The organism is Nocardia camponoti (assembly GCF_014646135.1).
GTDB lineage: Bacteria > Actinomycetota > Actinomycetes > Mycobacteriales > Mycobacteriaceae > Nocardia > Nocardia camponoti.
The window spans coordinates 136,076-148,426 of the sequence record NZ_BMMW01000001.1 but is presented as its reverse complement, the minus strand read 5'-3'; the positions used below and the strand labels follow the sequence as shown (position 1 = coordinate 148,426).

The window sequence follows — 12,351 nt, the reverse complement described above, 5'->3', positions numbered from 1 at the left end:
TCGTCAGCCTCTTCCGGCTAACTGCCGCAGGCGCACGCCAACCCGGGTGAGCGCCTGCTTGCCAACGCGGCCGTCGCCAGCGATCACGTCGACGAGACGGACACCGGGGGCACGTCGGTGGTGATGGTTGAACCGCACGACGTCAGCGAACTTGCTCAGCGATGAGGTGGCGCTTGAGTGGTTGAACGCCGACGCGCGATTGGTCGCCAGCGCTTGACCGTGGCCGTAGAAGGCGCCGTTGGCGCACAGTCGCGCGATCAGGTCGATGTCCATCGCGTACAGGAAGTCGGCCCGAAAACCCGTGGTCGCGGCAAAATCAGCACGACGGAACAGGAACGCGGCGGTAGGGCACACGTCGTCGGGCAGCTTGCGAACGAGCGCACGCAGCGCCGCCGCCGACTCGTGCCGACCAACAAGACCGGGCAAGCCGAGATGCTGGGCGAGCGTCGCGCCGTCGTCGTCGATCACGCTGAACTTGCTTGCCGCTACCGCGATCGTCGGGTCGGCAAGCGACGCGACCTGGGCCGACAGACAATTCGGCGCGATGAGGTCGTCCGCGCAAACGAGCTTGACGAGGTCGCCGCTCGCCAGCTCGATTGCCCGATTCCAATTGTCGACCATCGGTAAAAGGTCGGCGTTGGTGTGCAAGCGAATGCGCGGGTCGTCAATGGCGGCGACGAGGTCGCCAGTGCCGTCGGTACTCGCATTATCGACAACGACGATTTCGAAGTCGGTGAAATCCTGGGCTTGGATGGACGCGAGCGTCTGAACAATCGTCCGCGCGGCATTGAAGGCCGGTACACATACCGAGACCTGAACCCCCACCACATAACCCCTTTACTTAAGCTAACTTTGCGCGGGTCGCCCACTGACAGGCGCTGCCGCGCGAGAATCGGCATTACCCTACCTGGTGACCCACTACCGCGTTCGATGAGAATCAGCACCGACTTAGCTAACGAGACCGATCCCGTCCGGTGCGCTATCGTAGACGCGCCTACGTCGGGGGCAAGGTTTATGGTTGGAGCGTTTTTGTCGTGGAGTTTGGGGGAAGAGTGACCGACACTCAATCGCCGGTGTCAACCGACGAGCACAGTCGCGGTGAACGGTCGATGCCCTCGGTCAACATCGCCGCCCACGTGCGCAAGTTGGTTCGGGTGTTGCCCTTCGCCCTGATCGCCGCCCTGCTTGTCGGCGGTGGCGTGTGGTTTGTGCGCGAGAGCAGCCCGCGCACCTACGAGGCAAGCATCACCGCCCAGATCTCCCAGCAGTCCATTGGCGCGGTGTTCAACGAACTCACTCAGCCCTACATCGTGATGCTCACCGATACCCGCGTGCTGTCGGATGTGGTGAAGAACGGGCTGGCACCGTCCGAAGCCGACTTACGCAAGCGCGTTTCGGCGATCACCGGGCCGTCGCCGTCGCTGCTGATCATTAAGGCGCAGGCATCGACGCCCGAGCAGGCGGCGAAACTTGTTGTCGCCGTTGAAGAGTCACTCGACAGCTTGGGCTCGCAAATGCGCAGCGAGGCGATCCGAAGGTCGGCGACGGACCTAGAAAGCCACCGTCGCACCCTTGAGGATTCCTTCGCCAAGGAACTCGTTGCCGATCCCCTGCGTCCTGAGCTCAGCTTTGACGGGCGTGATGTCGCGCGCGAAACCGAGTTCCGCCAGATCGTCGGGCCAGCTCGACTCACGGTGATCGCCGCGCCAACGTGGGAATTGGTCGCGCCGCACCCGATTCAAGAAGCGCTGTTTGCCGCGTTGGCGACCTTGATTGTCGTTGCCGAGGGGTTGGTGATCGCGGGTGTCGCGCGAGGACGTCGTCGGACCAAACCCGCCGAGCAGAAGTCGGTTGAACCGACGGTTGACGAAAAAGACGTGCCGACAGTGGCGACGCCAACAACTCCCACCCCTCCCACCCCTCCCCCGACGTACCGACCAGCTCCCCGCGCACCGCTGAACGACCGGGTGCTGCCCCCACACAACGGTTGGTCAGCAACGAACGAGCGCGGGCTCACGGCGAACGAGCGCGACTCAGCATTGACAAAGCGCCCGCCCGTCGCCGAGCAGCGCGGACCGGAGCCAAAGGAGTACGGGACCGGCGCGAAAGCGCGCGACCTCGGCGCGAATAAGTCGGTACCTGTGGTCAAGGACCCGGCAGCGCCCGCGTCCGGGGAGGCGCCGACGGCACCCGCGCCGACGGCAGGTCCGCCAGCACCGGAGGTTCCGCTACCCCCGCGACGCGCGACGCCGGTCGCCCCGCGATCGACAGGACGGGCGCTGTCCCCGACCGAGGACCCGGAAACGACGGCATTGCCGCGCAACCTGTTCAGCCAGTCTGGCAAGCAGAACGGCGCGCCCGACGACAAACCGTCGACAAAGTAGGACCGAGCACCGCCAGTGCCGCGCGGCCGGGGTTGCTTGGGCGCGCGGAGTCATCGAGCCGTACCGGATGGTGTCGTTGCCGAGCCACGCACCAGTCCGCATGACCCGAAAGTTCACTACTGATGCGCGATTTCACCCGCAGTAACGCTCTCAACGATCGCCTGCACGATCTGATCCCCGGTGGTGCCCACACCTATGCGCGTGGCGCCGACCAATATCCCGAGCAAATGGCCCCAGTCTTGGTACGCGGCAAGGGTTCTCGGGTGTGGGACGCCGACGGCAATAGCTACGTCGAATACGGCATGGGCTTGCGGTCGGTGACTCTGGGGCACGCTTACGCGCCGGTGCTCGACGCGGCAGCGGCGGCAATGGCCAACGGCATGTCCTTCACTCGGCCCACCGAGCTGGAAGTGCTTGCCGCGCAAGACTTCTTGGACCTCGTCCCTGGCGCGGATATGGTGAAGTTCGCCAAGAACGGTTCCGACGCGACGACGGCCGCCATTCGACTCGCCCGCGCGGTCACCGGCCGCGAGCGCGTCGCGATCTGCCAGCAACCGTTCTTCTCGACTGACGACTGGTTCATCGGCACCACCCCGATGTCGGCGGGCATCCCCACCGTCAGTTCCGCGACCTTCCCGTACAACGACATCGCCGCCCTTGAGCGTGTCCTCACCGAATCGCCCATCGCGGCCGTGGTGATGGAACCCGCGACCGCGCTCGCCGAGCCAGCGCCTGGTTACCTCGCCGCCGTGCGCGACCTGTGCGACAGGCATGGCACACTGCTGATTTTCGACGAGATGATCACCGGTTTCCGCTGGTCAGCAGGGGGCGGGCAGCAGGTGTACGGGGTCGCGCCCGACCTGTCGTGCTGGGGCAAGGCGATGGGCAACGGGTTCCCGATCTCGGCGCTCGCGGGCAAACGCGAGTACATGGAACGCGGTGGCCTGCGCACCGACGACGATCGCGTCTTCCTCCTTTCAACCACGCACGGCCCGGAAACCGCGTCGCTCGCCGCGTTCCGCGCCGTCGCGCACGCCTACCGCGCTGGCGACCCGGTGGCACGGATGGAAGCGGCGGGTCGGCGCCTGATCGAGGGCTTTGCCGCGCTGGTCGCCGATCTTGGGATCGCTGATTACCTCATGCTCAGTGGTCGCCCTTCGTGCCTGATCTTCCGGACGCTTGACCCCAATCATGAACCGTCGCAGGCGTTCCGCACGTTGTTCCTGCAAGAGCTACTCCAGCGTGGCGTGCTCGGGCAGTCGTTTGTCACTTCGGCGGCCCATGATGACGCCGCCATCGACGAGACCATCACCGCCTGCGCCGACGCCGCGCGCGTCTACCGCACCGCCATCGAACAGGGCAGCGTCGACGGCTTACTGACCGGTCGCCCGGTCGCCCCCGCCCTGCGGCGCACCGCCGCGCCCCGACAGCTCGAAGCGAGAATCAGCCAATGACCCGAGTCGCGCTTGTCCACGAACGGTTCACCGAGTTCGGTGGATCGGAAGCTGTCGTTGGTGAGTTCGTCCAAACCTGGTCGAACAGTAGGGTTTTCGCGCCGATCGTGGAACCGTCCGGGGTGCGTGAACCAGTGCGCGACGTGCACGACAGTTGGTTGAGTAAGGCGCATCGCCTCACCGGTGGGCGCCACGCTCCCCTGCTGCCGTTGGTCTCGCGTGAATTTCGGCGAATGCCGTTGCGCGACTTCGACGTTGCCGTGGTGAGTCACCACGCGTTCGCGACCCAAGCAGCCCTCGCGGCAGGTGCGCCACCCACCGTCGCCTATGTGCACAGCCCAGCAAGATGGGCGTGGGACAAGGACTTTCGCGCGCAAGAAGCCGGTGGCCGTGCCGGCCAAACCGCGCTCGCCGCCCTCGGCACGCTTGCCCGTCGCGGCGAATTACGCGCTGCCCCGCGGCTCGCCCATGTTGTCGCGAACTCGCACGCTGTCGCTGACCGCGTGCGCGATTGGTGGGGCTTGCCCGCCACCGTGGTGAATCCGCCCGTACGCGTCGCTGATTTCACCCCAGCGCCGCAGCTGCCACGCGAGGATTTCTTTCTCTGCGCGGGTCGCCTCGTGCCCTACAAGCGTGCCGATCTCGCGATTCGGGCAGCGCAAAAAGCCGGTGTTCGCTTAGTTGTGTTGGGCGACGGGCGTTTTCGCACCCAGCTTGAGTCCATCGCCGGGTCAGAGACCACCTTCCTCGGCGCGACATCGGCGGCACTGCTGCTCGACATGTACCGCCGCTGCCAAGCCCTGCTCATGCCCGGCATTGAGGACTTCGGCATTGTGCCGGTCGAGGCAATGGCCTGTGGCACACCGGTTCTCGCGGTTGGCGCTGGCGGTGCGCTCGACACCGTTCGCCCTGGCGTGACCGGGGAATATGTGCCCGCGGGCACCGACGATGACGTTGTCGACGCACTCGCCGAGACCATGCGTTCGTTCCGCTCGGATCGATACGATGTGACCAAGATTCGCGCCCACGCCGACTCCTTCGCGCCGGAGGTGTTTCGCGCGAAGATGGCCGCCACCGTCGACAAGGTGCTGGCGAACCAGTAGCGACAAGTTATCTGACACTTCAAGTAACTGAAATTCCTTGTTACACATACCCTTTGACCTGCGTCGATGGTGACCGTTCCCACACTCCGCCAGCTTGCCGTCGTACGTTACTGACGAGTATCTTTGGACACAGTCGAGCCGTCGATGACGATGTGCTCGGTTTCCAGGAACTCGTTGATGTGCGCATTCATTGCCGCATGCCCATTCACCGTTTCCGACTGCGAATCGATGAAATCTTTTGGAGGGGCGATGGTTTCCTACCTTGTAACCGGCGGCACTGGCTTTCTTGGCCGTCGAGTGGTCGCTGGGCTGCTCGCAGCCGACCCAACCGCGACAGTGCACGTGCTCGTGCGCGCGGAATCGGTCGACAAATTCACCGCGCAAACGGCAACCCACCCGCATGGCGATCGCGTCTTCGCCGTCGTCGGTGACCTCACCGCCGAACGTCTCGGCATTGAAAACGCGCCTGAGCACATCGATCACGTCCTGCACCTCGGCGCGGTCTATGACATGACCGCCGACGAACAGACCGCGCACGCGGCCAATGTCGCGGGCACCGAATCGGTTATCGCGCTCGCTCGCGAGCTCGATGCCACGTTGCATCACGTGTCGTCGGTCGCCGTCGCTGGCGACCATCGCGGCAAGTTCTTTGAAGACGATTTCGACCTCGGCCAAGCGCTCACGTCGCCGTATCACCGCACGAAGTTCGCCGCCGAGAAGTTGGTTCGCGAAGCGGAAGGGCTGCGCTGGCGCGTCTATCGACCCGCGATCATCGTTGGCGATTCCCGCACCGGCGAGATGGACAAGATCGACGGACCGTACTACTTCTTTAGCGCCATCGGTGCGCTCGCCACCGCGCTTCCCGCCGAATTGCCGCTTCCCCTACCGGATTTGGGCGCGACGAACGTGGTCCCGGTCGACTACGTTGCCGACGCGATGGTCCGCCTTGTCCGTCGCGACGACCTCGATCACCGCACGTTCCACCTCGTCAACCCGCGCCCGCAGCCGTTCAGCGAGATCTACGGGGCGCTCGCGGCAGCGGCGGGCGGCCCGGTGGGCATCGGCACCGTTCCCGGGAGCGCGAAGGCGCTCAGCGGACTCGGCCACCTCCCGTACGCGCCCGCGGTGCGCGACTTCCTGTTCGAGCGCCTCGGCATTCCCGCCGAAGTGGCGCCGCACGTCAGCTTCAGCGCCGAGTTCGTCGCCGATTCCACCCGCGCGCAATTGCACGGGATGGTCGTGCCTAGTTTCGACACCTACGCCGCGCGACTGTGGGACTACTGGCGCAGCAACCTCGACCCGCAGCGTGGTCGCGCGACCAGCGACGCACTCACCGACCGGATCGTGCTGATTACCGGCGCGTCGGCGGGCATTGGTCTGGCGACGGCGCACGCGGTGGCGAGCCGTGGCGCGACCGTGCTCATGGTCGCGCGTGGCGTCGACGAACTCACCGCTGCCCGCGACGCGGTCCGCGAAGCCGGTGGCCGCGCGTTCGCCTACCCGTGCGACATCACCGACGCCGACGCCGTCGACACCCTGGTCAAGACCGTGCTCGCCGACCACGACCACGTCGACTACCTCGTCAACAACGCGGGCCGCTCAATTCGGCGGTCGGTCGCGAATTCCGTTGCGCGCATGCATGATTTCGAGCGCACGATGGCGGTGAATTACTTCGGCGCGGTTCGACTGATCCTCGGCCTGTTGCCGTCGATGCGAGAACGCGGGTTCGGCCACATCGTCAACATCTCCTCGATCGCGGTGCAGGCTAAGGTGCCGCGCTTCGCCGCGTATGCCGCGAGCAAGTCGGCGCTCGATAACTTCAGCGAAATCGCCGCCGTCGAAAACCGTGGTGCGGGAGTCACTTTCACGTCGGTGCGGATGCCGCTGGTGCGGACGGCGATGGTCGCGCCGACCGAGGTGTACCGCGCGCTGCCGCTGCCCGCGCCCGAACGCGCCGCCGACGTTGTGGTTCGCGCACTGATCGAACGTCCCGACCGCATCGACACGCCGGTCGGCACGTTCTCGCAGGCGGTGGAGATGTTCATGCCGTCGCTCAAGCGCACGATCATGCACACCGGATTCCGGATGTTCGGAGAATCCACCGCGGCACAAGGGAAGTCGACCGAAGCCTCGTCGACTGAACCGTCTCGCTCGGCCCTGTCGATGCTCGGGCCCGTCCTGAGTCCGTTGATGGTGGTCCCGAGCCCCGCTGCGCGGATGAGTCGCGTGCTGCCCGGAATTCACTGGTAGACACGCGAAAGTCGGCCGCCGAGAACACTTCTCGGCGGCCGTCCTGCTTCTAGAGCCGCGACTCGACCAACCCCGTCGCCGACGTGAACGCCCACTGGTAGCTCCCGTGTGCGGCGGGGAAGATCCCGCCCGCGCAGATCGGGTCACCGGAGGTGCAGTAGTTGGCGGTGCGGTCGGCGTACGCGCCAGCGACGCCCTGCCCTACCAGCCGTAACGGGTCACCGAACAGCAGCACCGCTGTTACCCGCCACGACAACTCAGCGGGCAGCACCCACATGCCGGGCAGCATCATCATCGCTGGCGTGCCGAGCACCGCGTGCGTCACCGCGGCGCCCTGGGAGTAGCCGACGAGCACAAACCGCTGATCCGGGCACGCGGCGGCCTGGTTGATCACGTGGGTCACCATGTCGCGGGTGCCGTCACTCACCGACGTCGGGACAAGCAGATCGGCCGGGTAATTCACCCGATATGCCGAAGTGTCGACCGAAAGTTGGCTGCTTAGCACCCCATAAAGCGGGTCGCCGACGGCGGCGCCGAGATAGCCAGGTTCGGTTGTTCCTCGCGCGACGACGACATCGATAGTGGCGCAATAGTTTTGCGCCGACGCCGTCGCGCCTAGATTGGTCGTTGTTGTGATCCCGACGGTCAGTAGCAGCACCGATAGTGTGCGAACTGCGACGATACGAAATACCTTCCGGTTGAACATGATGGCCACCCACTCACGCCGTTGTGAGAATAAAGAAAGAGCGATTCGCGTCTGCCGCAACAACATTCGCGCTCGCTCATGTGGTTGAATACCCGGATTTCAGCATCGAGTAAGCACACGGCGCGCATCGCTTGTGCGGCGAGTACGTCTCTTTTCGCACTATCGCTATTAGTGCCGCCAACAATGCCGCCGGTGCTAGTTTCTGGGGCATGTCGAGCACCACTGAGCAGACCTCCGAAGGCGACTTCGCCCCCGACGCGATCGTCGTTGGCGCGGGCCTCGCTGGCCTTGTCGCCACGCATGAACTCGTCCTCGCTGGCCGAAAAGTCCTGGTCATCGACCAGGAGAACCGGGCGAACCTGGGCGGGCAGGCGTCTTGGTCGCTCGGCGGACTGTTCCTGGTCGACACCCCCGAGCAGCGTCGCCTCGGCATCAAGGATTCGTTTGAACTGGCCTTGCAGGACTGGCTCGGTTCGGCCGGTTTCGATCGCGAGGACGAAGACCGGATGGCACGCGAGTGGGCGCGCGCGTACGTGCGCTTCGCCACCGACGAGAAGCGCGACTACATGCGTGCGCTGGGCTGGCGGTCGACGCCGGTGGTCGGCTGGGCCGAACGGGGCGGCGGTTTAGCTGACGGACACGGCAATTCGGTGCCGCGCTTTCATCTGACGTGGGGAACTGGCCCCGAGGTGGTCCGCGTCTTCCTTGAACCGGTGCTCGCTGGCGAGGCAAAAGGATTGGTGCGCTTCGCTTTCCGTCATCAGGTCGACGAACTCGTCACCGACGACAGCGGCGCCGTTACCGGGGTGCGCGGCACCGTCTTGGCACCGAGCGATACCGAGCGCGGCTTCGCATCGAATCGAGATGCGGTGGGCGACTTCAGTTTTGCCGCCCCGACGGTGCTGGTGAGTTCCGGCGGGATCGGGCACGCGCACGACCTGATTCGGCGCAACTGGCCCACCGAGCGCCTCGGGCCGTGCCCGGAAACGATGATCTCCGGCGTTCCCGCCTACGTCGACGGGCGCATGCTTGGCATTTCCGAAAGCGCGGGTGCCGCGCTGGTGAACCGCGACCGCATGTGGCACTACACCGAAGGCATCATGAACTGGGACCCGGTGTGGCCAGACCACGCCATTCGCATCATCCCCGGCCCGTCGTCGCTGTGGTTCGACGCCACCGGAATCCGCATGCCCGCACCGTGTTTTCCCGGTTTCGACACCAACGAGACGATGAAGCGCATCCTGTCGACCGGGTACGACTACTCGTGGTTCGTGCTGGATCAGTCGATTATCGAAAAAGAGTTCGCGCTGTCGGGATCGGAGCAGAACCCGGACATCACCGGCAAGGACCTCAAGCTCACGCTGCGTAGTCGCCTCGCGAAGGGTGCGCCCGGACCGGTTGAGGCGTTCAAAGAGCACGGGGTCGACTTCGTCGTCGCCGACTCCCTTGCTGAGCTGGTCGCCGGGATGAACAAGATCGCGCGCGGCCCGCGGCTCGACGTCGCTGAGCTGGAGCGGCAGATCGTCGCGCGTGACCGCGAGGTCGGCAATCCCTTCACCAAGGACGCGCAGATCGCGGCGATCACGAACGCGCGCAAGTACTTTGGTGATCGCGCGGGTCGCGTAGTGAAGCCACATCGCATTCTCGACCCCGCGCACGGCCCGTTGATCGCGGTGCGCTTGAACGTGCTTACCCGAAAGACCTTGGGCGGCTTACAAACTGATCTGGACTCGCAGGTGTTGCGTCCTGACGGAACGGTTTTCGACGGGCTCTACGCGGCGGGTGAGGTCGCGGGGTTCGGCGGCGGTGGCGTGCACGGGTACAACGCACTCGAAGGAACGTTCCTCGGCGGCTGCATCTTCTCGGGCCGTGCGGCTGGCCGTGCGATGGCGGCGGCGACCGGAAGCTAGCGGAGGCGACCCTGGCGCGGTGCCAACGCGCGCCCCGCCTCGGTCGCTACCTCCGACAGTGCCCGCGCGAGGCGGACTGTGTCGAGCGCGGCGCGTTCTCCATCGACGGTGCCCGACAACGAGATTGCCGCGAGCGCGACCCCGCGTCCCCGGATCGGCACGGCGACGCACCCAACGCCAGTCATGAGTTCTTCAGTGTCGACCGCGACACCCTGGCGGTTGCGAATACGGGCCAATTCGCGGTGCAGTTCAACGCGATCGTTGATCGAATGCGGGGTACGCGGCCCGGTGCCCGCGCGCAGTGACGCTTCGGCGACACCGGGGTCGAGCGTGGCGAGCAGGGCCTTGCCGACCGCCGTACAGTGCGCGGGTAGTCGGCCGCCGACGCGAGTGGGGATCGCCGACCGCGAACGTCCGCCCGCGCGTTCGAGCACGAGCACTTCGCGGTTGTCGAGCACGGCGAGGTGGCCGACGAGGCCGGTGCGCTGGCTGAGGTCGTACAGCAGCGGGCTCACCACTTCACGCAACTCATTGTGTTCGGCGGCGAGCCCACCGAGTTCGAGCACGCGCAGGCCGAGGCGGTAACCGCCGGGAGTGTGTGCGAGCCAACGCAATCGGATCATTTGGTCGAGAATGCGATGCACGGTCGACCGGGGCAGACCCGTGCGTTCAGCCAGCCCGAGCAGGGTGAGGGTGGGCGTTGCCCCGTCGAAGGCGTCGAGGATGAGCGTCATCCGTTCGATCATCGAAGCGGGCGGCAACCCGACAGGTACCGCCGACTCGGCCACGATCTCGACCGTCATTATTCACCCTCCACAGCGTGCGTAGCGCTAACAGACTAGAGCGCGAAGCCTCGCGAACGCACCATTTCGCCCGAGGGTGGCGGGTTAGCCAGTAATGACCTCAGCGGTGAGCTGGTCGATATTGTCGAGTACCACGTCAGCCAGGGCCAACGCGTCGGGTGCTGGCGGAAATTCCGGGCGCGGAATCGCGATCACCCGCATGCCCGCCGCGTGCGCCGAGATGAGTCCGTTGGTCGAGTCTTCGACGGCGGCGCATTGCGCTGGTTTCAGCGTCAACTTCTTCGCGGTTTCCAGGTACACGTCGGGCGACGGCTTGCCGCTGCCGACATCCGCCGTTGAGGTGACGGCGGAAAAATCGTCGATAAGACCGAGTCGGTCGAGCACGAGATCGATGAGCGTCGCGGGCGACGAACTCGCCAACCCCAGCTTGAACTGGGTGGATAGGCGCTTCACCGCGTCGACCGCGCCCGGAATAGCCGGAACGTGATGCAGGTACTGGGCGGCCATGAGGTTGATGATCGAGCCCGAGATCGCGTCGAGCGGTTTGGCGACACCGAGGTCGTCGCTCATGTAGGCGGCCCACTCGTCGGTGGACATACCCATCATTTTGCGTTGCGCGTCGGGCTGCCAGCGGCCGTCTTTCAAGACCACGTAATCGTGACGGACCTTCTCCCACACAGGTTCTGAATCGATCAGTACGCCGTCCATGTCGAAAATTACCGCCGCGATACTCATGCGTCTTGGCCTTTCGCCGCCGATGCCGGTGTCGTTGTCGATCCTAATCGAGAGACGAGCTTGGCCAGTGACGCGCGACACACCGGGCGAAAAGGAGTCGTCCCGTGTGCGAATGTCCAGCTCGACAGCGATAACGTGTTCCACATGCACGATACACAGGCGGACAATTCGCGACCCAACGCCGAGCATCACGAGGGCGGGTTCCGGCCGATCGCCGAGCTGATCTCCGCGGGCAAGAACAACGTCACCGACGGTCCGGCTGGCGGCGAGTTCTACGGCGACCTCATCGAGCGCACCCGCGACCTGATGGACCGCGTGCGCCTGATCAGTCCGTCCGACGAATTGGCGAAGGACGCCATCGCGACGCTGGAAGCGCTCAACGCGCGCCTCGACGCCGGTGTTGTTGACGAGTGGTCGTCGCCGAGTTGGAGTCGCACCGACCTGCCCGCGCGCGGCAACGTGACGCTGCCGCCGTACACGGTGTCGAGCGCGAGTGCCACCGAAGGTGTTGTCGCCGAAGTGGTTTTCCGCACCTTCCACCTTGGCGGCAACGGTGCCGCGCACGGCGGTCACATCGCGCTTGCCTTCGACGATCTCATCGGCATGGCCGCCGCCGTGCACACCAAAGACATCACGCGCACCGCGTCGCTGACGGTCGACTATCGCTCGATCACGCCGCTGAACACCCCGCTGACGCTGCGCGCGTGGGCCGAACGCCGCGACGGCCGCAAGGTGTACCTGCGCGCCACGCTGCATGACGGCGAGCGGCTCTGCGCCGAGGCGCATGGGCTGTTCATCGTGCTCAACCCTGGTCAGCCGTAACGAGCAATGCTCCCAGCATTGGAATCCGCGTGAATTCAATGCCCGCCGCCAACGCCAAGGTGGCGCAATAGCGCTGGGCCGCCCGAGCAACGCAGGTCGTAGCGATCGGCGACCTGGCCCGACTGGCGGAGAAACATCCCCTGATTTCGGCCTCGGTTCGCTGGGCTGAACTGGCCGCGTAAGT

At 65.4% G+C, this 12,351-nt stretch carries 10 protein-coding genes; 6 read left to right on the top strand and 4 right to left on the bottom strand.

Annotated elements, in window-relative coordinates; translation table 11 throughout:
- Positions 1-3: 3 nt before the first annotated feature.
- Positions 4-825, bottom strand: a complete 822-nt coding sequence (locus tag IEX78_RS00715) for a glycosyltransferase family 2 protein (protein ID WP_188826756.1) — start codon at positions 823-825, stop codon at positions 4-6.
- A 227-nt stretch (positions 826-1,052) separates the two neighbouring features.
- On the opposite strand from IEX78_RS00715, the gene IEX78_RS00710 reads away from it, so the two are divergent.
- The 4 genes from IEX78_RS00710 (at position 1,053) to IEX78_RS00695 (ending at position 7,191) form a co-directional block, all read left to right on the top strand.
- Entirely contained in the window at positions 1,053-2,384 is a 1,332-nt protein-coding gene (locus IEX78_RS00710) for a YveK family protein (protein WP_188826755.1), read from the top strand.
- A 122-nt stretch (positions 2,385-2,506) separates the two neighbouring features.
- Positions 2,507-3,838, top strand: coding sequence for a glutamate-1-semialdehyde 2,1-aminomutase (locus tag IEX78_RS00705; protein WP_188826754.1), 1,332 nt, complete (start codon positions 2,507-2,509; stop codon positions 3,836-3,838).
- Positions 3,835-4,941 (top strand): glycosyltransferase, encoded by a 1,107-nt coding sequence (locus IEX78_RS00700; RefSeq protein ID WP_188826753.1) that lies wholly within the window; start codon positions 3,835-3,837, stop codon positions 4,939-4,941. The genes IEX78_RS00705 and IEX78_RS00700 overlap by 4 nt, the downstream gene beginning before the upstream one ends.
- A 249-nt stretch (positions 4,942-5,190) precedes the next feature.
- Positions 5,191-7,191, top strand: coding sequence for an SDR family oxidoreductase (locus IEX78_RS00695; RefSeq protein ID WP_188826752.1), 2,001 nt, complete (start codon positions 5,191-5,193; stop codon positions 7,189-7,191).
- 49 nt (positions 7,192-7,240) lie between these two features.
- Here IEX78_RS00695 and IEX78_RS00690 read toward each other — a convergent pair whose 3' ends face one another.
- Positions 7,241-7,897, bottom strand: coding sequence for a cutinase family protein (locus tag IEX78_RS00690; protein WP_188826751.1), 657 nt, complete (start codon positions 7,895-7,897; stop codon positions 7,241-7,243).
- A 209-nt stretch (positions 7,898-8,106) separates the two neighbouring features.
- Between IEX78_RS00690 and IEX78_RS00685 the strand changes: the two genes are divergently transcribed.
- Positions 8,107-9,807, top strand: coding sequence for an FAD-binding dehydrogenase (locus IEX78_RS00685; protein WP_188826750.1), 1,701 nt, complete (start codon positions 8,107-8,109; stop codon positions 9,805-9,807).
- On the opposite strand, the gene IEX78_RS00680 is transcribed toward IEX78_RS00685, so the two are convergent.
- A complete protein-coding gene (locus IEX78_RS00680; protein ID WP_188826749.1) occupies positions 9,804-10,610 on the bottom strand; it encodes an IclR family transcriptional regulator in 807 nt (268 codons plus the stop codon). The genes IEX78_RS00685 and IEX78_RS00680 overlap by 4 nt on opposite strands.
- A gap of 84 nt (positions 10,611-10,694) precedes the next feature.
- The gene (locus IEX78_RS00675; RefSeq protein ID WP_188826748.1) at positions 10,695-11,345 is read right to left on the bottom strand and encodes an HAD family hydrolase; all 651 of its coding nucleotides are present in this window, start codon (positions 11,343-11,345) and stop codon (positions 10,695-10,697) included.
- Between the two features lie 144 nt (positions 11,346-11,489).
- On the opposite strand from IEX78_RS00675, the gene IEX78_RS00670 reads away from it, so the two are divergent.
- Entirely contained in the window at positions 11,490-12,167 is a 678-nt protein-coding gene (locus tag IEX78_RS00670; RefSeq protein WP_188826747.1) for a PaaI family thioesterase, read from the top strand.
- Positions 12,168-12,351 lie beyond the last annotated feature (184 nt).

Bases quoted from the DNA above. Each gene is read 5' to 3' on its own strand.
- IEX78_RS00690 (WP_188826751.1), bottom strand. From the start codon at position 7,897: ATGTTCAACCGGAAGGTATTTCGTATCGTCGCAGTTCGCACACTATCG.
- IEX78_RS00670 (WP_188826747.1), top strand. From the start codon at position 11,490: ATGCACGATACACAGGCGGACAATTCGCGACCCAACGCCGAGCATCAC.
- IEX78_RS00675 (WP_188826748.1), bottom strand. From the start codon at position 11,345: ATGAGTATCGCGGCGGTAATTTTCGACATGGACGGCGTACTGATCGAT.
- IEX78_RS00705 (WP_188826754.1), top strand. From the start codon at position 2,507: ATGCGCGATTTCACCCGCAGTAACGCTCTCAACGATCGCCTGCACGAT.
- IEX78_RS00700 (WP_188826753.1), top strand. From the start codon at position 3,835: ATGACCCGAGTCGCGCTTGTCCACGAACGGTTCACCGAGTTCGGTGGA.
- IEX78_RS00680 (WP_188826749.1), bottom strand. From the start codon at position 10,610: ATGACGGTCGAGATCGTGGCCGAGTCGGCGGTACCTGTCGGGTTGCCG.
- IEX78_RS00695 (WP_188826752.1), top strand. From the start codon at position 5,191: ATGGTTTCCTACCTTGTAACCGGCGGCACTGGCTTTCTTGGCCGTCGA.
- IEX78_RS00685 (WP_188826750.1), top strand. From the start codon at position 8,107: ATGTCGAGCACCACTGAGCAGACCTCCGAAGGCGACTTCGCCCCCGAC.